This is a genomic window from Burkholderia sp. Bp9004 (genome assembly GCF_003858025.1).
Lineage (GTDB): Bacteria > Pseudomonadota > Gammaproteobacteria > Burkholderiales > Burkholderiaceae > Burkholderia > Burkholderia diffusa.
This window is the reverse complement of the sequence record NZ_QTQD01000010.1, coordinates 68,665-86,809: the sequence shown is the minus strand read 5'-3', so window position 1 is coordinate 86,809 and position 18,145 is coordinate 68,665. Positions and strand designations below refer to the sequence as shown.

The following is an 18,145-nucleotide window of genomic DNA, read 5'->3' as shown; positions in this document are numbered from 1 at the left end:
ATGGCAAAACAGATCGACCCGAGCAGCCCGGAAGAGAAAGCCTTGTTCAAGGGCAAGGTGCCGCGCAACGTCATGATTGCCATCGGCGCAATTGCCGCCGTTGCAATCGGCTCGCTGGGCTTCTACACGCAGACGCTCGAAGCCAACAAGGCAGAGGCAGAAGCGCTGAAGGCAAAGCGTGAACGAGCGGCCGAAGCGGTCGACAAAAGCAACGCCGACAAAGCTGACGTCGACAAGATCATCGAGCAACAACAGGCCGAAGCCCGTCGGCGCGCTGCGGAAGCAGCAGCGGCCGCAAGCGCCGCTGCTGCCACGAATGCGAAGAAGCCGACCTTGTCGGCGGACGCGGTCCTGCCGAGCGTAAGCACCGGCGAGCTCAAAGCGGCGAATGACCAGGACACGATCTATGTCTCGCCGATCTTCCGCCCGGGTGTCAAGGTGAAGGACGCCCAGCCGCAGCAGCCGCAACTGCCGAACGGCATCATCTCGCCGCAACAGATGCTGCTCCAGCAGGCGGCCGCTCAAGACGCAGCAACGAAAGAAGCGATGGCGCAGGCTGCTGCACTTGCTTCGCGCGGCGGCCAGGCTGCCGGACCGGTGACGACTCAACAGCGCGACAACGCGTTCATGCGCGACGTCGCACAGCTGAGCGAGGGCGACAAAGACTTTGCGCGAACCGGCTTTGTTGGCCAGTCGCACGGCTGCACGCTGTCGCCGCCGGCGAAGATCCCGGTTCTCTCGAACGAGGCGCTCAACTCGGATCGTCCCGGCACCGCATCGCTGATCGTCGAAAGCGACGTGTACGCAAACAATGGCGATGGGCGTTGCCTGGTGATTCCGTGGGGCACCACGATCGTTGCGCCCTACAGCTCGGACATTCAGCCGGGGCAGGAGTCCATTCTCGTCGCCGGCGCGGAGATGCGACTGCCGAACGGCAAACACGTCCCGCTGTACGGCGCGCAAGGTGCTAACGGTGATGGCACGGCCGGCTTCAGTGGTGACGTGAACAACCACTTCCTGAAGATCTACTCGACCTCGTTCTTGACGGCGATTCTGGTTCGCACGTTCAGCAATAGCGATCAGAGCACGACGACGGGCCCGCTTGGTGTCACTCAAGTAGGCGGCACGGCTGGTCAGATCGCGGCGCAAACGGCGCAGTCGGTGCTCGACCGCTACAAAAACATCCCACCGACCATCACCTCGAAGCCGGGTGAACGGCACTTCATGATGAAGATCAATCGCGACGTGGTGCTCGAGCCGTACCGGGGGGCGCGATGATCAAGCGCATGGCTCTCTTTGCGGCGATCGCGTTGGCGAGCACCTATGCTCAGTCAGCCGTGATCGCGCGGGTGATCAGCCCGGTGAGCATCGTGATTCAAGACGGCGCGACGCGCCAGGTCGCGATGCTGCCGGGCAAGCCGGTCTATTACTGCGGCCTCGACGCTTTCATCGAGTGGGCGTCGCCGCTGATTGGCCAGACCGTGCGCAACTCACGTGAAGCCGGTATCACTGTCTCGATCGACGGGCGTGACGTCGCCCTCGACGACCTGTTCATCGACCGGGGCTGGCTGCAGCCACTCGTGCTGGATGACGGCGCCCAAGCTGCCCTCGCCGAGCGGCGAGGTGGATGGGCGTGCTCCCGGGCTGTCGTGCCGTTCGAGCTGCTGCACACCAACGTCGATCCGAAGATCCTCGCCGGTATCGCCCTGAACGAATCGAACTACCGTGGCCGCGCGTGGCCGTGGACGTTGAACGTCGCGGGTCAGGGCTTCTTCTTCGAGTCACGCGAGGAAGCCTACAAGGCGGTCGAGGCGCTGCTCGCTCGCGGGCGGTCGGATTTCGATGTCGGCCTCATGCAGGTGAACTGGCGGTATCACGGCAAGCGCTTCGCGTCAGCGTGGGACGCCCTCGCACCCGCGTCCAACGTTGCGGTAGCCGAAGCGATCCTCACCGAGAACTTTGCGCGAACCGACTCGGTCGCGAAGGCGATCGCCTACTACCACAGCGCGAATCCCAATCCCGGTCGTTCGTACCTCACGCGGTTCGTTCGACACCTTTCCCTGATCGAGGCAGGCCTGTGAAGCACACGACCAAGATTCTCGCGTGCGCCGCGTCGGCGATCGTGTGCGCGGCCGCATCGGCGGCGAACACGGACCCGTTCGATTTCGACTACGACATCCTCGGCAGCATCTCCGAGCGGCCAGCGCTGATCTTCAACGATGGCGCGAAGACCTATATCCAGCCTCGCGCAGGACAAGTCATTGTCGCCGAAGGCGGCCATACCGAAGGTCCGTATGTCGTCGTCGAAGGCACACCGGCGTCGATCACGTACAAAGTCGGTGCCCATTCGGCCACGGCCCGATGGAAGAAGGCGAACACCTTCATCGGCGGCACCGGCGCACTCGCTGCAATGAAGGACGATCAACCGGCTGGATTCGATGGCTTCACGAACCGACTGGTGCTGATCGGCACGCGCTCCGCGCTCGCGCCGGTTCGCGCGCTTCATGCATCGATGCCGGTCGGCAACGTCGTTAAATCGCTCGTTCCGCAGGGGTGGACAGGGTCGGCGCAGAAGGACGTCGACCTGACGACTTCGGAGTTATTCGCCACGCGCGATGGCGAGAACTGGATGCAGGCGCTCGATCGCTTGATGACGCAAACCGGGCTGTATGCGGACGTCGATTTCGGCGGGCGGCATGTGCGGTTGCATCGCGATCCGCCGAAGTCCGCCGCACTGAACTACGCGTCGTCCGGCCGCGATGCCGACGAGGCCGGTTTGAACAGCGTCGTCGCGCGTGTCACCGCGGAGCCTGCACCGGTGTCCCGGCTGGCCGAGCGCTTTGGCGCGCAGGCGATCCGTGATGGCGACGACACGCATATGCAGATCCGCTTTACGGCGAAACCGGCAAAGACCGTCACGTTCACGACGCCGGATGGGAAGGCGTTGCGCACCAGCTGGGATGAGATCAAGAGCGTGATGACGATCGACCGCGCGGAACGTTTCACCGTGGCCGACGCGACAAGCCGCGTCGACGTGACGCGCGACGCGAAGACGGTCTACGACTTCGATCAGCCGAACCCGGCAAAGCTCGAAGCCGTGTTCGATCGCGAGGGCCGCACGTACTTCAAGTTCGCGGAATCGGTCGTGCGGGTCGGCGTGACGGATGTGCGGAACTTGGGCATCGGCGAGCAGAAGGGGCGCTACTTCATGTTCGAGGGCACGTCCGATCTGTTCACCGTGACGGCCGACGGCAACACGATCCGCGTCAAGCGCCGCAAGGAAGTCATCTATCGCGAAACGCCGGACGCAACGCTGCAGGCGAGCGGAGGGCCAACGTCGTGAAGCACATCGTCTCGATCGCCGCCGCCGTGATGGTGGTCGCCGCGGTGCCGGCGCGCGCAGATTGCCTGGATGACGCGGCCGCATTTCATCGCGTCAATCCAAGGCTGCTGCGCGTCATTGCGCAACACGAGTCGGGCATGCGCGCCAATGCCGTGAATCGGAACACGAACGGCAGCGAAGACATCGGGCTCATGCAGATCAACACGTCGTGGCTGCCGACGCTGTCCCGCTATGGCATCCGTCGCGAACACCTCTTCAATGGCTGCGTGAGCGCGTATGTCGGTGCGTGGATCCTCGCGTCGAACGTGCGCCGCTTCGGGCCGAACTGGAAGGCGGTCGGCGCCTATAACGCGGTGACGCCGTCCAAGCAGCTCGTCTACGCCAGCGCGATCTATCGCCGCTTTATGCAACAGGGTCGGTAACCATGCAGAAGACACATTCGAATCAGGCGCGAGCACGCGCGATCGTAGCTGTAGCACTGGTCGCGCTCAGCGCCGCGGCGACTGCGGCACCTCAAGCAGCGACGAGCTCGATTGATGCGGACGGCTGGCAGGTACTGGCATCGGCGCCGAAAGCGCCATCGGCGGCCGCCGAAAGCCCGAAGCGGGCGCAGGCGATGCCGGCGAGCACGAATGCGCCCGCGTCGTCGACCGACGTTGCTGCAGTCGAGTTGCCGGGTGCCAGTGCGCCAGCCGCGAGCGGCACGCTCACGTTCTCCGTGACACCGGCGGACGTCAATCTTCGCGACGCGCTTGACCGCTGGCTGCAGCAGCAGGGCTGGCAACTGGCATGGAAGATCGACGACGACTTGCCCCTTGAATTCAACGCGTCATTCACGGGCGACTTCACCTCCGTACTACAGCAGGTGATGAAGGCGACGAATCATATGCGTACGCCGACGCGCGCTTGCCGCCATTCGAACAACGTCATCCGCGTGATCGCACGCGCGGGCAACTGCCAGGACTGAGAACCATGCGCGTTCACCTTTTGAAATCCACGATCGCGATCGCAGCCGCCCTGATGGCCGTCGGCTGCGCGGTGACGCAGCAGGACGTCAACGACAGCTACGACGCCGCACACCGCACGATCTCAGATGCGCTCGGGAAAGGTCCGACGCCGATGGCGCTCGTCGAGGACGTGCCGACCGCTTTCCTCGGTGACCGGCTGGTGCCGCTCGCCTATGAGGCGACGCTGCCCGCGGTGTTCCGCGACAAGACGGTCACCCTTCCGGCGAACCTCGGTATCAAGCAGATCGCCACGCTGATTTCCACCGCGACGGGCTATCCCGTGCACCTAAGCCCGGACGTGTTCGTGCCGCGCGATTCGCTGGTGCCGGGGCAAACCGAGTCGAAAGGCCAGAACAGCGCCGCGCGATCCGAGGAGCCGATCTACCGGCAGGCGTTTACCGGTCGAGCCGGGATGTACATGAAGAACATGACGACCGATCTCGGCCTCGATTGGTCCTTCGACGGCAGCACGATCAACGTGAATCGGTTCGTCACGCGCATGTACCAGATCGCGGCGATTCCGGGCAAGGTGTCGATCAAATCGACGATGAGCAAGGGCATGGACACGTCGACCGGCAATCAGTCGGGCAGCGGCGGTGGTGGCAGCTCGGGCGGCAATACGGGATCGTTCTCGGCGCAGACGTCGACCGGCCGCGAAGGCGACTTCGATCAGATCGCGGCGATCACGGCGGAAATCGACAAGTTGAAGTCGCCCATGGGTCGCGTGAGCGTGAACCCGCAGAGCCGACTCGTGATGGTGTACGACACGAAGGAAGCGGCGGACAACATCGGCAAGCTGCTCAAGCACGAGAACGCGATCTCGACGCGTCAGGTGGCCATCACGGTCCGCACGATCCAGATTGCGCTGAACAGGGGCAGCCAGGCGGGCATGAACGCGGACGTTGTGTTTAACGCGATGCACGCCGGCCTCGCGCGCTACGCAATCAGCTTCACGTCGCCGACGTCGCTTGCCACGGGTGGCGGCTCAGTCGGTGTGTCGGTGTTGCGTCCCGATGCGCCGTTCTCCGGCACCAATGCGGTCGTCAATGCGCTGAACCAGTACGGTCGCACGGTCCAGGACAACACGATGACCAAAATGACGCTCAACGGCCTGCCGGTGTCGGTGGCGTCGTTCAAGAGCGACGACTACCTGCGCTCGACCACGCCGTCGTCCGGCTCACTGACGGCGACGTCCGGCGGTGTGCCGGGCCTGACGCCGGGCACGATCACGACGGGCGATTTCGTGAACGTCCTGCCTGCGGTCAACGATCACAACCAGATCGTCCTCGCGTACTGGGCGGATAGTTCGAAACTCAACGGCCCGTTCACGAGCGCGGGCGCCGGGTCTGGTCAGACCCAGCAGCAGATCCAGCTGGCACACACGATCGGCACGAAGGACGACCAGACGATCGCACTGTCGGACGGGCAGACCATCGTGCTCTATGGCGCGATCACCGATCAGGCCGACAGTACGACGAACACTGGCATCGCCGGCATCACGGGTAGCTGGAACAAGGCGAAGACGTTCCAGATCATCATGCTGAAGGCGACGGTCGTTCCGTCGATGTGATGACGATGATGCACATCACGGAACCCATGCCGACCGACAAGCGCGCACGCCTTGTATTCGGCATCGACTGGCGGGCCTACCCGGTGAAGGGCGGCAAGGCCGAGCGTCGACGCTATGCCGATGCGTTCGGTGCAACGCACTATGTCGAATTCAAGGTCGGCACCGAGCAAATTGGCGGCTTCGCGATGCCGGACATGTCGGAGTTGAAGGGCGCTCATTTGTACTCGGGTGCTGCGCGCGTCGCGCTGCACGATCGCATCAAGAACCGAGCCGCGGCGTTGGTCCTGCTGCAGGATGGCCAGCGCGTCTACACGGTGTTTGTGGTGCGTGGTGCGGTGCGCAGCGATGAGGTACTGACACCAGAGGCCGCGCAGTCGCGCCGTCTCGAGATCGAGCAGGAATGCCTGAAGGGCAACCTGTCGCTTGTGTCGCTCGGCATCGGCGACAGGATCGGCGACGTTGATGAACCGTTTCAGGCAAGCGAGCTGCTCGCAAGCCGGAAGCTCGGTCGCATCTCGAAGCTGCCCGTGTCGGTCCCGACCATACTCCCGGTCGCGGCGATCGTAGCGGGTGCATTCCTCGGTGTCCCGAAGCTGATGGACGTGCTTTCGCCTCCGCCGCCGCCACCTCGCGCACCAACGTTCGCTGAACAGTACGCAGCGGCCGTGCAGGAGACGTTCGCTAAGCCGCAACCACGTGCGTCGGCGCTTGCGCCGGCGTTACTGGCAGCCGTGGGCGGATCGGAGACCGTCATCAAGGGATGGCTGTTTCAGGAAGCGAACTGTCAGACGGCGGGGTATTGCACGGTCACGTTCCGCCGTCATGGCGGCACTTTCTCCGGCTTCGATCAGGCCGCAACCGCAGGCATGCGTCCGGTGGCATTTGCGCGTGATGGCCTGACACTCACTTCGCGCGGCGCGGCGGTGCCTGCTGTCGCGTCGTTGACACAAAGCGAATCCACTAAATGGCCCTCCGCACAAGCATTCATCGACCAGTTGCAGACGCCACCGCAACGGATGTCGGCGCAGCCGTATGAGCTGCGTTCGTACGGATACACCGTTTCGCTTGGCGAGGCTCGTCCGCTGATTGCGATGTCCGGCGCCGGCGCCCATATCGGCCGTCTGATCAAACAGGGCGACTGGACGATCGAAGGCTTCCGCTGGCAGTCGCCGCTCCTGGAAAAGCTGCCCGCCAACATGGCGCTCGAGTCGTTGAAGGTGGAGTTGCGTCTCAAAGAAGGCGTCGGGCCGACGACCAGTAGCGATACCGGCGATTCGCCGTACGGCGTCCACTTCACCGCGAAGGGAAAATACTATGTCTTTGATTAAGCACGTCCTCATCGCGGCGGCGGCCGCCGGTTTCGCCGTGTCCGCACATGCCGACCCCGTCGGCGCCAAGCTCTCGATCGACGACATCGACCAACTGGCGCGAGCCAACGTTGTTCGTAGTCTGGGTGGGACCGCGCCGGGTGCCGGGATGTTACCGCCAGGTGCGATGTCTCAACCGCAACCGGGCATCGCCGCTAGCGGCGTTGCCGCTAACGAATCACCGAAGCCCGTCGAAAAACCGATGCGGCCGACTCGAGCCCATGCTGAGCCGGTTTCATTTCTCGGCGCATTCAACGATGAAGCGGGCCCACATGTCCTGTACTCGTATCGCGATGCGATCTATCCCGCACGCGTCGGTGCGACGCTGCTCAACGGCTGGAGCGTCAAGGCTGTTGACGGCTACGCAGTTACCGTGGCGGAAGGCAAGCGGACGTGGAAAGAGCCGATTCGTGGCGAAGCGCCAGTCCAGATGTCGCCGGCGACGGCCGCAGTTCGCTCGCTGGTGGACTTGAGCTCGCCATTGCCCCCAGGCGCACCGCTGCCGGGTATCCCCCTTGGAGGCACCCGATGAGCTTCTTCTCGGAAATGGAAACGCCGGAGCCGACCAAGCGCGGCTTCTTCGGCCGCCTCAAGGCGCTGAAGCCGGGTTTCGTGGATAGTTCGGCGGCGGCGATGCCCATCGTCGGACGGGAGCCGACCGATGATGGTGAGTCGGCACCCGTGCAGGATCCGCGTGAGCCGCGTTTCAAGACCGCGAGCAAGCCAGTCAATCCACGACAGGCAAATCATAGCCAGCCGATGACGATGGGCATGATGTTGCGCCGGGCACAACAGGAAATCGAAGACGTCGAGGTTCTGGGTGAGAACGTTGGTACGTCGCCCTCTGAAGGGGCGGCGGCCGCGATGCAGAGTGGCGCAATGGCTCGGGAAGCGGCGGCACAGGCTTCGGAAGCGAATGGCGACTTTGCAGCCTCGTCGTCCAATGTCCAAACCGGTCAAGAACCGGCTCCCGACGAAGCGATTGAACCAGGTGCTGAAACTGCCAAGGGCGCGTCCGCCGTGCCGGAGGAATCGACGCGCATTCCGGTTGAGGAGGTATCCGCAGACGAAGCCACCATGCTGCAGGGCGGCGGCTACGACGAACCGCCGACCGTTCGGCGCATCGGAATGGATCTCGCCGAGGGGCCGGAAATGGCGATCGAGACGGGGCGCCCACGGCTTGTGTCTGCCGAATCCCTGACGTTCAAACGCGTGTTGTGCCAGCGCGACCCGAATGCCGCGCTCGCCGTGAGCGATGCGGCTCGGCGCGAGTTCATCGCAGTCGAGCTGCAGGCCGGTATCTCGATCGTGGTCGCGACGCAGCGATTCCACGACGGCCAGCTCTATGCGACCTATCTGAAGGACCTCGCGCGCGCGGATATCTCGATTCACGAAGAAATGGTTGCGGACGAGGGCGTGATTGCGGCCCTCTATGCCATGGAGAAGCAGCGCGCGTCTGCGTTCGTCCCGGAGGCTTCCCGCGCGATTGGGGTTTTCCGAGATGTGATTGAGGCTGCCAAGGCATATGGTGCCGGCGATGTGCACTGGGAATACCGAGACTTCGCAGAGGACGTTGAGCTCCGGCTGCGTGTCGACGGCGACCTGTACTCGTATCGGCAGATGCCGAAGGCACTTGTGCGCCGTTCGTTGTCGGCCGCCTATCAGGACCTCGTCCAGCGAAATACCAACTCGGGCGAGACTTTCCAGCCGACTGCGCCGCAGTCCGCGATGATCCCGCTCGTCGCACACATGGATATCGTCAATATCCGCTGGCAGAGCGCGCCGCTCGTCGGTGGATTCGACGTCGCGCTGCGGTTGCTCGACGGCAACTTCAAGCATGTGAACGTGTTGCTGCCGCACGAGATGGGGCTTGAGTCGAGCCAGCTGGCGATCATCGAAAGCCTGGGCAAAGTCACGGGCGGCGCCACTTTCCTGACCGGGGAGACCGGCTCGGCGAAGACCACGCTTCTGCGCGCGATGTCCTACCTCGTCCCGAATCGCGATCGCATCAAGCAGTTCGCCGTCAATGAGCCGTCCGAAGTGCCCGCTCCGTGGCTGTCCGACATTTCGATTCAGCGCCGACCGGGCGAGACCGAAGAGGACGCGAACCGGAAGATTGTCGAAGTGATCCGCACGCTGATGCGCATGGACCCCGACGACCTGACGATCGGGGAGGTACGGGATGCCGTGCTCGCAGGCCTCGTTGCAGAACTGGCGCTGACCGGACACCCGGTTCGCGCGACGCTTCACGGCAACAGCATTCTCGGTGCGGTGATGCGGCTGGTCGGCGGCCGCCTGAAGCTGCCGATGGACGAAGTGGCGTCGGGCAGTTTCCTGAACGCTGTCGGCAACCAGAAGCTGATTCCGAAGCTTTGCCCGCATTGCAAGCGCTCGGCACGTGACGTCTTGACGCCGCAGCAGATTGGAACGCTCGAGCAGAAGTTCGGACTCGACCCGTCGACCATGGCATGTCGAGATGAGGACGGGTGCGAGCATTGCCGACGCCCGGGATTGTTCACGCGGTCCGGAAAAGTAGCCGCCGGCGTCAAGGGACAGACGCTCGCGATGGAACTGTATCGCCCGACCCCAGAGTTCCTCGAGCGCGTCGCAGAGCGCGACTGGCGAGGTGCGGAGCAGGTCTGGCGCACGGGCCGGAAGACGGATTTCTCGGACGCTGACATGACGGGCAAGACGGTCTATGAGCACGCGCTGTACAAGGCGTCGCAAGGCCTGATCGATCCTCGCTTCATCGATGAGTCGATGTGCGCGTTCGACGCTTACCGCGTCTTTCCCGATTCGGATGGGGTAATTCCATCGTGATCAAAGCCCTTGTCTATTGGATCGTCATGGCGCTCCCGGCGACGGAACGCATGCGTGTTGCGACCTGGAGGTTCCGCGCGTTGCGCGAAATGTTCTATCGCGAAACGCGACTCGACGTGGCGAAAAAAGGGCTGCGGAACAGCGAAACGCTGCTCGAACGATTGACGACACTCGAGCAGCGCCATCGCTCTCGCAAGAACCTGTCGTGGCCGGCGTTCCAGAAGATCGCGCAGCGCATGCGCGCTGGCGATGATTTCGCAACGGCGATGAAGCCGTTCGTCCCCACCGACGAGTTCGTGCTGCTTGAACTGGCAGGCCAATCGCCGCGCGACGACGCCGCGATCCGCGGCCTGGAGCTTGCCGAGATGGCGGCGCATGCGAAGGGTGTGCTGTCGGCGACAACGTCGATGCAGATCGCCTATCCCGCGTTTCTGATCGTCTACCTGTACGCGTTTTGCGTGCTGTTCGGGTCCGAGATCCTGCCGGCGACGCTAGACGTGCAACCTCTCGAGAAGTGGTCGGCGTTCGGGCAATTCGTCTACGCCTTCGACACCTTCTGTGCGAACTACTGGTGGCTGACGAGCTGCATCGTCGCGGGGCTGGTGGCGGGCTATTTCTATACGCTCAAGCGCTGGACGGGTGAGCGGCGAAACAAGGTCGATGCGATGCCACTGATGTGGCGCAATCGGCGCGACCTTCGTGCCGCGCTGCTGATCGTATCGCTGGCTGGATTGTTTGACTCGGGGCTGACGCTGCGCGCGGCGCTGGACCGGCTGACGAAGGCGGCTGACCCGTGGATGAGTTGGCACCTACGGCGGATGAGCACCAGATTGACCGCGAATCCAGACAAACCAATGCAGGCACTCGATACCGGGATCTTCTCGGAGACCACCATCGACATCATGACCGACGCGGCTGGCCGTGATCAGTTCGTTGAGTCAATCAAGGAACTTGGTCAGCACTCCCTGTCCCGCGTGGTCGAGGCAGTAAAACGGAACGCAAAAATCACGCACTACGTGCTGTTGGGTGGAGCGGTGCTGCTGTTCCTTGTGTTCGGCCTCGGCTCGTACTTCGCAACCGGCGCGGTCGCATTCGATGGTGCGTCCACTTCCCTCAATCAAAAATTCTAGGAGCAAGCGACATGAACAAGACCAACAAAATGAACACGGGCAAACGACTGTACATCGGCAAAGGGCGCCGCAAGCAAAAGGGCGAGCTTTCCCTGGTCGAAGCGGCGGGCGTGATGGCCGCGGCTGCGCTGATTGCGCTCGTTGTGTACATGGGGCGGGGTTACGTGATGGACCGGATCCACGCGATGCAATTCAAGAGCGAAGCGCAGTACTTCGTGAGCGGCATTCAAGATGCGACGGCGGGTGAGATCGACTTCTCGAGCGTCACCATGCTGTCGCTTACGCAAAACCGTGCGTTCGACACGGCCGGACGTCGCCTGAACAAAACCTCGGGTGCGCTGACGGGCATCTTTGGGGGCGCGGTGACGGCAGCGCCGGCCACCGTGACGGCTACGAACGACGCGATCGCGGTGACGTATCCGATCCCGGCCACCGTGTGCGCACTGTCGGCCGATTCGATTTCGCAGGCCTATACGCAGGTGAAGGTGAACAACACCACGATCTCCGGGCCGTCGACGACGTTCAGCTCGGGCGCTGCTGCCACGGCGTGTGCGTCTGCAGGCGCGACCGCGAGCGTGATCATGTACGCGACCAAGGGCAACTAAGGAACGACGATGCTCAGCATCATTGAAGCCGTGATCGTGCTGGTCGCAACTGCGCTCATGACGTTGCAGGGTATCCAGCACGACGTCGAAAAACGCCGGCAAGACGTGCTGAGCGTCGAGGGGAAGAATCAGGCGGTAATCAATGCCGCACTGTCGAAATGGGTGACCGATAAGTACGCGTCATTGGTGGGGCAGATGGTCGGCTCGAAAGCGACGGCGGTCACTCCGCCGACGTTCGCGGATTTGCGCGCCGGCGGATATCTGAAGGCGGACTATGCCACCGGACCGATCTGGGGCGGTAGCTACATGATTCAGATGAGCGTCGGCCCGGACAACTGTTCGACCGGATCCGGCTCGTGCCAGGTGTCCTACGTCTTCTATTCGTCGCAACCCGTGACTCGACTCGGGCAGCCGGACGTGTCCGGCGCTGGCGTCGTGGCACAAGCAGCCGGCAACGACTTCGGGTTCTCGACCAGCCAGAATCCCGCGACGATCAAGGGGCTGAACGGAGCATGGCAGGCGGTCAACCCGGTGCCTGGTGCGCCCGCAGCGATTGTGATGGCAACGAACGGTCCGTCGTCGGACGGAAACTCGGTGTTTATCCGGCGTGATGGCTCATTGAAGTGGACGGGGAGTCAGGACGTCAACGGTGTCGATCTGCATAACGTGGGCAATATAGACGCGACCGGAACGATCGCGGCGCCTACGTTGGCCGCATCCAACGTCGCGGTGAGCAACGCCGTTCGGACGCCCGGAACTCTTGTTGTCCAGAATGCCGCGGGCACGGCGCCGGCCCCGATCTCGACAGGGGACAGCACGGTCACCGGACAACTGCATGTGACCCAATCGATTACACCAGGTGCGATCGCGACGCCGCGCGCGTGGTGCCCAGAGAACGGGGCGGTCGCACAAAACAGCGATGGGCGCGGCCAGCTGCTGTCCTGTCAAGACCACGCATGGCTGCCGGTCGGCGGGCCGGCCCTACGGCACGGCTACTTCATGGTTCAGAACGGTTGGGGCGTTCCTGCGCCGAACTGTGCGACAGGAGGGACGCCGCAGATCGTCTTCAGTCCGGTGAGCTTCTACGTGAATCCGACGGCGACGGTCAACGTGTCGGCATCGGGCAGCGGCCCGTGGACCGTGTTCATTACTGACGGCAACGGTAACGGCATCAGCGGTACCGCCGTTGTCGAAACCTATTGTTCATATTGAGGGAGAGTGAGTGAAAAGCTGGATGAAATGGGCATTGGCAGCGCTGATGTCGGTTGCTGCGAGCAGCGCATTTGCGGATGGATCGTGCCAGCCGGGGTTCGGTCTTCGGTCGTATCCGTTCTACGACAAGGCCGGCGCGTATATCGGGATGCGGCAGGCTTGCGCGCCGATCCCGTGCACCCCGGGCTATCAGGATTCGACGTGCGCGGCTCCGTTGCGTAACGGCGCGATCCCGCAGCCACAGTGCCAAACCAGCGCTGGCTGGACAACCGTATCAGCGTCCGTTTGGCAAGGGTCGAGATGGTCTGATCCGCAGTGCAATTACGCCGCCCCTCCCCCGGGTTGTCCGAGTGGTTGGGGTACGGCGAGTCCCGCGACGTGGACCGGTACATACTGGACCGCGCCAGTTTGCACGGCGCCCGCGCAAGATCCTTCTACGCGTGATTGGGCGAGTATCTGCAACGCGGCGGTCCGGACATATGCGGGCGGTAGGTTCAAGGTCACATTTCAGGCGGGAGATTTCCACCAATACCAGTTTGGGACTGGTGTGGTGACAATGATAGGCAGCCACTGGGGTAGCGGGCCATACTACGTAAACGGTGACTACCAAGGGACGGATTACGAATTTCTTTGTGCCGTTCGAATCGACGACGGGACGATCTACCAATTCTACGCAACCCCGATCTCCGGATATCAAGGCGGATAAAAAAAGCGCCCATGATGGGCGCTTTTGTGCTCTGTCGGCTTGAATAATCAGCCGACGACGTTACCAGTCGTAAAGCTAAAGTTCCGTGAGAACGCGGTGCCGTTCGCCGTCCCGTTGATCGTCACGCTATACGCAGTGTTCGGCTGCAACGGCGAAGTCGGATAGGCAACGGCCTGATACTTACCGAGCAGCTTGTTCGGATCAGTGTCGGAATTGAGTACCTGGACAGCGACGGCACCCGACGGCCCGGTAATCGATGCAGATTGCAGGATGATCACATCGGAAAGGTTGCCCATTACGCTAATCGGGGTTCCCCATCCAGTGTTCGATACGTTCGGCGGCATCGGGATTTCACTGGTTTCCTTGTACGGTACGCCCGTCACACCGTCGCACGGGAAGGTTGCAGGTGCGTTCGAGGCACTTTTGCTCGCGATGTTCAAGAGGCTCATGGACAGCCAAGAGCTCGTGAACTGGTAGGTACCACTGCTGGCTTGCGTCTGGTACTCACCGATGCCAACAGTGTCGATCGGGAACGTTGCGACGTCAGAGTGATATACGCCGCCAACGAGCGAGTAGACCGCTTGCTGACCGTACTGCGTGTCGCTGAAACTGCCAGTACCCGTTGCGACACCGACGCTTACCCCGAGGCCGATGGCTCCTGCAGGAAATTTAGCGGCTGCAGCACGGTCGACATACGTTGCACCAGTAAATCCCTGATTCGTCGACACTTCCGTATCGGTTACAGCACCATTGAGACCCATGTACTTCGCATGATTCTGCGCTGCTTGATCCAGCACGGTGTTCTGCTTGAGTGCCGGGAACCCGCATTGCGTGCGGTACTGATTCAGCAGGTTCAGTGCGGCCAGTTGGGCGCTGCCGGCCGGGTATTGAGCGCTATCGACCGTGCCCGGGACCGTCGTCGACGGGGTGCCAGGGTTGGACGGGTTGTTGCCGTTCGATCCCGTGTTCGTGCTGCCACTATCGCCACCTCCGCCACCGCAGGCTGCGAGCGCGAGCAGCGATGCCGCTGCGAGTGCGGAAAGGCTGATGGTCGTGAGCTTCTTCATTGCTTGGAGTCCTCGTCTTGTTGTTGGGCGCGCACCCTGCGAACCCTTAATTTCATCCTACCGACCCGGCGGCGAAGTCAAGTTCGCGCGGCCGGCGGCCCATTTTTTGAAATGGCTTGGGCGAGCCAAAAACCGCCAATTCTAGATTACGGTTCGATTTCGTCAGACTTAATGGTGAATCGGCAAAAAAATCCCGCCATCGGGCGGGGGTCAAGGTCTGAAGGTCATCCGGATTTGTGTCGCTTCCAGTGGAACACGCGCAGCCCGATGAAGGCCACGCCCAGCAATACGGTCGATTTGTACGGAATGGCCGAAGACATGGCGGGGACGGCTGCCGCACCGACGTACATGCAGGTGAGTGCGACCAGCACCTTGCCGAACCAAGGCGTGGCCAGCATTCCAAGTACCTGCGGCGGCTGACTGCCAACCCAATCGGGATAGGCTTCGTTGACCTGCTCGAGTTCGAACGACTCCGCCCGTGTCTCCCGCTGCGCCTGATAGAACCGTTCATATCGCTCGAATCGGCCGTCGCCGCGGCCGTCGAGCCAGGCGGCGTTGCTTTCTGCGACCAGGTAGGCGAGGTCGTCCATGTGTCCTCTAGTGAACGTAGGCTGCTGCCCACGGCAGCGCGGCTCGGACGTCGACGATGACCCGGCCGTCTGCCTCGGAGTAGTACTGCTCGGTTTCGGCGTCATACCAAGCGAACTGCGGTCGGCGATCGCTGTTAATCACAATCAGGCTCGCCGGTAGCTCCGGAAGGGCATGCAGTGCCACGCGTTCGTCGTTAGTCGCCATTTCGCAACCTCGCCTTCGTGCTCCGCCGCTTCGCGCCAAGCTGCCCGGTGCAGGCCGGGCAGTCGAAGCTATGGTGCATCTCAATCTTGGTATCGTTGTTGCTGACGATGTATTCCGTACGGCAGGTCCGGCACGGTGCGATCGTGAGCCGGTTGTCGGCGGCCATCGCCCGCGTCAGGTTGCAGCCGCGGTCGACGGAGATCGCGTGCTGCCCGCCGAAGATCTGCTGGTAGACGTCGTTGGTTGCGATCAGCGCTTGCGGTGCGTTGGCGCCGGATGCGAGCGCAGCGCGGTACAGCCAGGTGAAGATCGTGCCGTGCAGGCGATTGGTCGGCGTCTCGACAAACCAGTTGAGCGAGTTGGGCGTGTTGCCGCATGGTGAGCTGGTGCCGTGCATCTCGACATACCGTTGGCGCATCGCGTTTTGATTCAGGCGAAACAGGCTGGCGGCCGTCGACGCGCGGCAACCGTATGCCATCAGGGCATGTGCGTACGTCTCGTTCTTCTCGCGCGGCAAGCGCAGTTCGCTCCAGCCGGCCTTGCCGGGCGCGCTGTTCATCCTGATCGGCGACGTCGCCATGATCTGGTGCGCCACCATCTCGTCGGTCAGATCGCTGGCGGTGAACTGATACCAGAACGTCGGCGTGTTGAAGCGCCAGCGAAACAGCGGCAATCCGTTCATTCGACCGAGTGCGATACGCAGCTTGTAGGTCGGCACGGACGCGAGGTAGGCGACCACTTCGGTCGTCACCCCGAGAAGCGGAGCGGCCAGTACGCTGAGGTGAATGACGCTCGTGACCAGGTCGAGGAAGACGCGGTTGTGCTGTTCGACCGAGAACTTCGCGAGCGCGTCCAGCGGCGGAAGCTTGCGAATCAGCTGGTCGACCGCGACGGTTGTGGGGGTGTCGTCGACGAAGCAGCGCCAGTCCTCGACCGACTCAAGGGTCGGCGCGACCATCAGGAACGGCGTGCGCAGGAGGTTGCGCAGCGACTCTTCGTTATGTTTGACGTGGTCGATCTCTTTGCGCTCGACGGCGAGAATGTCGTTGAAATCCCCATTCATTTCGAGCAGCCACTTCATTTGATCGACGAGGTCGAAGTTTGTCACCTGGATGCGCTCGGCCAACCAGTTGGGTACGTACAGTCGCTCGATCGAACGGTAGGTCTCGCGCGAGTTTTTCTTGTCCATTTTTCTGAGTCTCTCTTCTACTGCACAACAATAAAGCGTGGCCCGTGCAAAATCAGGCGCGTGCGGCCGCCGTCACCTCACCGTGGAACTTGCCGATCAGGTCACTGAAGGCCTGGAACAGCGGTTTGAAGCGGGCAGGGTTTCCGTCGGCTGTCGCGAGCAACTGCGCACTGTGATAGTCCTGAACGAAGGAACTGAAGGTATCGATCAGCCCGCGAATCCGCTTTTCGAGCACCTCGCTCGCTTCGATCGACGCACGGTGTTCCTGCGCACGCGCCTCAAGCTCGGACAGTTGGGCTTGCGCTTGTTCCAGCTGCGCGCTGGCGGCCTCGAATTCGGCCAGCTTGTCCTTCATTGCCTCTTGCAGGGTCGCGTAGGATTCCGGCAGCGTCGGCACCGGGACCTCGGTCTTCACCGGGTTCGCTTTGAGCTTGACGATTTCGGCAGTGAGCTGCTCGACTTCACGTTCCTTGGTCGCGATCGTGTGCTGCAGTGTGCTGACCTGCTTGCCGGTCGAGGCGAGCGAAACCTGAGTTTCCTGCGCTTTCTCTTTCTCCCGGGCTTGCTCCTGCCGCACGTTGGTGAGTTCGGACGACAGGCGGTCGATCTCTTTCTGAGCGTCGTCCAGCCGGCCGATGGTGGCATGCAGCTGCGAAGTTGCCTCCTCGATGCTGTTGTCCTTTCCGGCGATCTGGTCTTCCAGCGTCGCGATGAGCTGTTTGACTTCGCTCTTCGTGAGCGTCGGGTCATCACGCTTGGCTTCGATGACCTTCTCGATGATGTCGTCGCCAATGTGGTTGTGCACCAGCAGAGACATATCGCTGTACGTCAACATCTCGACCGCGCCGATGTTGCTCGAGAACTTGTTGTAGACACGGATGTACAGGCTGACCGACGACTTCGACTTCTGGAAAACCTTGGTGAGGAAGGAGTAGACGAGCTCGGCCGCCCGGTTCTTGACCTTCTGATTGTCGCCTTGGGTGCTGACGAAGTGGCCAATGACGGATGCATGGATGTGCGCAAAATTGCCGCCGATCCGCATGTGTTCCTGCAGGATCTTTCGCGTCGAGTGGGCGACTTCCTCACTTTCCTGAATGATTGTTCTAATCAGACCGTCCGGCAGACCGGTGAACATCTCGCGGGCGGCGGTGGTGAGTTCAAGCTGGTCCGGCACATGCGCGAACGTGGCTTTCAGTTCGAGATCGCCGTCCGCCGGCGTGGCATTGTCGGGAACGGTAGGGTTGAAGTTCTCGTCGTCTTCGGGTTTCTTAGGCGGTTTCTTGGACAAGGTGTTCTCCGTTGGAGGATGCCTTCCCTGGCACGGGTTAGGCGAC

Annotated in this window: 17 protein-coding genes; 12 read left to right on the top strand and 5 right to left on the bottom strand. The window is 62.4% G+C overall.

The window, feature by feature from the left end; all coding sequences use genetic code 11:
• Genes DIE08_RS13875 through DIE08_RS13820 form a run of 12 tightly spaced genes read left to right on the top strand, consistent with a single transcriptional unit; the run spans nucleotide 1 to nucleotide 13,054 of the window.
• On the top strand, nucleotides 1–1,278 hold the full coding sequence (locus tag DIE08_RS13875) for a TrbI/VirB10 family protein (protein WP_124902209.1): 1,278 nt from the start codon (nucleotides 1–3) through the stop codon (nucleotides 1,276–1,278).
• Nucleotides 1,275–2,081, top strand: a complete 807-nt coding sequence (locus tag DIE08_RS13870) for a transglycosylase SLT domain-containing protein (protein ID WP_124902208.1) — start codon at nucleotides 1,275–1,277, stop codon at nucleotides 2,079–2,081. The genes DIE08_RS13875 and DIE08_RS13870 overlap by 4 nt, the downstream gene beginning before the upstream one ends.
• Nucleotides 2,078–3,343 carry a TrbG/VirB9 family P-type conjugative transfer protein gene (locus DIE08_RS13865; protein WP_124902207.1) on the top strand — a complete coding sequence of 422 codons (1,266 nt, stop codon included), beginning with the start codon at nucleotides 2,078–2,080 and terminating at the stop codon, nucleotides 3,341–3,343. Before DIE08_RS13870 ends, DIE08_RS13865 begins: the two co-directional genes overlap by 4 nt.
• Before the next feature lie 29 nt (nucleotides 3,344–3,372).
• Nucleotides 3,373–3,765: a lytic transglycosylase domain-containing protein gene (locus DIE08_RS13860; protein WP_124902282.1), complete on the top strand. Its 393-nt coding sequence runs from the start codon at nucleotides 3,373–3,375 to the stop codon at nucleotides 3,763–3,765.
• Between the two features lie 2 nt (nucleotides 3,766–3,767).
• The gene (locus DIE08_RS13855) at nucleotides 3,768–4,310 is read left to right on the top strand and encodes a toxin co-regulated pilus biosynthesis Q family protein (protein WP_124902206.1); all 543 of its coding nucleotides are present in this window, start codon (nucleotides 3,768–3,770) and stop codon (nucleotides 4,308–4,310) included.
• Nucleotides 4,311–4,315: 5 nt separating this feature from the next.
• Nucleotides 4,316–5,920 (top strand): type II secretory pathway protein, encoded by a 1,605-nt coding sequence (locus tag DIE08_RS13850; protein ID WP_124902205.1) that lies wholly within the window; start codon nucleotides 4,316–4,318, stop codon nucleotides 5,918–5,920.
• A gap of 5 nt (nucleotides 5,921–5,925) precedes the next feature.
• Nucleotides 5,926–7,248: a type 4b pilus protein PilO2 gene (locus DIE08_RS13845; protein WP_124902204.1), complete on the top strand. Its 1,323-nt coding sequence runs from the start codon at nucleotides 5,926–5,928 to the stop codon at nucleotides 7,246–7,248.
• A complete protein-coding gene (locus DIE08_RS13840; RefSeq protein ID WP_107937961.1) occupies nucleotides 7,235–7,819 on the top strand; it encodes a hypothetical protein in 585 nt (194 codons plus the stop codon). The genes DIE08_RS13845 and DIE08_RS13840 overlap by 14 nt, the downstream gene beginning before the upstream one ends.
• Nucleotides 7,816–10,107, top strand: a complete 2,292-nt coding sequence (locus tag DIE08_RS13835) for an ATPase, T2SS/T4P/T4SS family (RefSeq protein ID WP_124902203.1) — start codon at nucleotides 7,816–7,818, stop codon at nucleotides 10,105–10,107. Before DIE08_RS13840 ends, DIE08_RS13835 begins: the two co-directional genes overlap by 4 nt.
• 26 nt (nucleotides 10,108–10,133) lie before the next feature.
• The gene (locus DIE08_RS13830; protein WP_409360397.1) at nucleotides 10,134–11,237 is read left to right on the top strand and encodes a type II secretion system protein; all 1,104 of its coding nucleotides are present in this window, start codon (nucleotides 10,134–10,136) and stop codon (nucleotides 11,235–11,237) included.
• Nucleotides 11,238–11,248: 11 nt separating this feature from the next.
• Nucleotides 11,249–11,842, top strand: a complete 594-nt coding sequence (locus tag DIE08_RS13825) for a type 4 pilus major pilin (protein ID WP_124902201.1) — start codon at nucleotides 11,249–11,251, stop codon at nucleotides 11,840–11,842.
• 9 nt (nucleotides 11,843–11,851) lie between these two features.
• Nucleotides 11,852–13,054 carry a hypothetical protein gene (locus DIE08_RS13820; protein WP_124902200.1) on the top strand — a complete coding sequence of 401 codons (1,203 nt, stop codon included), beginning with the start codon at nucleotides 11,852–11,854 and terminating at the stop codon, nucleotides 13,052–13,054.
• A gap of 753 nt (nucleotides 13,055–13,807) precedes the next feature.
• Here the strand turns inward: DIE08_RS13820 and DIE08_RS13810 are convergent.
• From DIE08_RS13810 to DIE08_RS13790, 5 genes are all read right to left on the bottom strand, one after another.
• Nucleotides 13,808–14,827, bottom strand: a complete 1,020-nt coding sequence (locus DIE08_RS13810) for a CAP domain-containing protein (protein WP_059534543.1) — start codon at nucleotides 14,825–14,827, stop codon at nucleotides 13,808–13,810.
• A 224-nt stretch (nucleotides 14,828–15,051) separates the two neighbouring features.
• Nucleotides 15,052–15,417, bottom strand: coding sequence for a hypothetical protein (locus DIE08_RS13805; RefSeq protein ID WP_124902198.1), 366 nt, complete (start codon nucleotides 15,415–15,417; stop codon nucleotides 15,052–15,054).
• A 7-nt stretch (nucleotides 15,418–15,424) separates the two neighbouring features.
• On the bottom strand, nucleotides 15,425–15,622 hold the full coding sequence (locus tag DIE08_RS13800; protein WP_124902197.1) for a hypothetical protein: 198 nt from the start codon (nucleotides 15,620–15,622) through the stop codon (nucleotides 15,425–15,427).
• Nucleotides 15,612–16,811, bottom strand: coding sequence for a FlhC family transcriptional regulator (locus DIE08_RS13795; protein ID WP_059534549.1), 1,200 nt, complete (start codon nucleotides 16,809–16,811; stop codon nucleotides 15,612–15,614). Before DIE08_RS13795 ends, DIE08_RS13800 begins: the two co-directional genes overlap by 11 nt.
• A 52-nt stretch (nucleotides 16,812–16,863) precedes the next feature.
• Nucleotides 16,864–18,099 carry a hypothetical protein gene (locus DIE08_RS13790; RefSeq protein ID WP_059702686.1) on the bottom strand — a complete coding sequence of 412 codons (1,236 nt, stop codon included), beginning with the start codon at nucleotides 18,097–18,099 and terminating at the stop codon, nucleotides 16,864–16,866.
• Between the last annotated feature and the right edge of the window lie 46 nt (nucleotides 18,100–18,145).

Bases quoted from the DNA above. Each gene is read 5' to 3' on its own strand.
- DIE08_RS13860 (WP_124902282.1), top strand. From the start codon at position 3,373: ATGGTGGTCGCCGCGGTGCCGGCGCGCGCAGATTGCCTGGATGACGCG.
- DIE08_RS13855 (WP_124902206.1), top strand. From the start codon at position 3,768: ATGCAGAAGACACATTCGAATCAGGCGCGAGCACGCGCGATCGTAGCT.
- DIE08_RS13850 (WP_124902205.1), top strand. From the start codon at position 4,316: ATGCGCGTTCACCTTTTGAAATCCACGATCGCGATCGCAGCCGCCCTG.
- DIE08_RS13875 (WP_124902209.1), top strand. From the start codon at position 1: ATGGCAAAACAGATCGACCCGAGCAGCCCGGAAGAGAAAGCCTTGTTC.
- DIE08_RS13840 (WP_107937961.1), top strand. From the start codon at position 7,235: ATGTCTTTGATTAAGCACGTCCTCATCGCGGCGGCGGCCGCCGGTTTC.
- DIE08_RS13870 (WP_124902208.1), top strand. From the start codon at position 1,275: ATGATCAAGCGCATGGCTCTCTTTGCGGCGATCGCGTTGGCGAGCACC.
- DIE08_RS13835 (WP_124902203.1), top strand. From the start codon at position 7,816: ATGAGCTTCTTCTCGGAAATGGAAACGCCGGAGCCGACCAAGCGCGGC.
- DIE08_RS13830 (WP_409360397.1), top strand. From the start codon at position 10,134: ATGGCGCTCCCGGCGACGGAACGCATGCGTGTTGCGACCTGGAGGTTC.
- DIE08_RS13820 (WP_124902200.1), top strand. From the start codon at position 11,852: ATGCTCAGCATCATTGAAGCCGTGATCGTGCTGGTCGCAACTGCGCTC.
- DIE08_RS13795 (WP_059534549.1), bottom strand. From the start codon at position 16,811: ATGGACAAGAAAAACTCGCGCGAGACCTACCGTTCGATCGAGCGACTG.
- DIE08_RS13825 (WP_124902201.1), top strand. From the start codon at position 11,249: ATGAACAAGACCAACAAAATGAACACGGGCAAACGACTGTACATCGGC.
- DIE08_RS13805 (WP_124902198.1), bottom strand. From the start codon at position 15,417: ATGGACGACCTCGCCTACCTGGTCGCAGAAAGCAACGCCGCCTGGCTC.
- DIE08_RS13800 (WP_124902197.1), bottom strand. From the start codon at position 15,622: ATGGCGACTAACGACGAACGCGTGGCACTGCATGCCCTTCCGGAGCTA.
- DIE08_RS13845 (WP_124902204.1), top strand. From the start codon at position 5,926: ATGATGCACATCACGGAACCCATGCCGACCGACAAGCGCGCACGCCTT.
- DIE08_RS13810 (WP_059534543.1), bottom strand. From the start codon at position 14,827: ATGAAGAAGCTCACGACCATCAGCCTTTCCGCACTCGCAGCGGCATCG.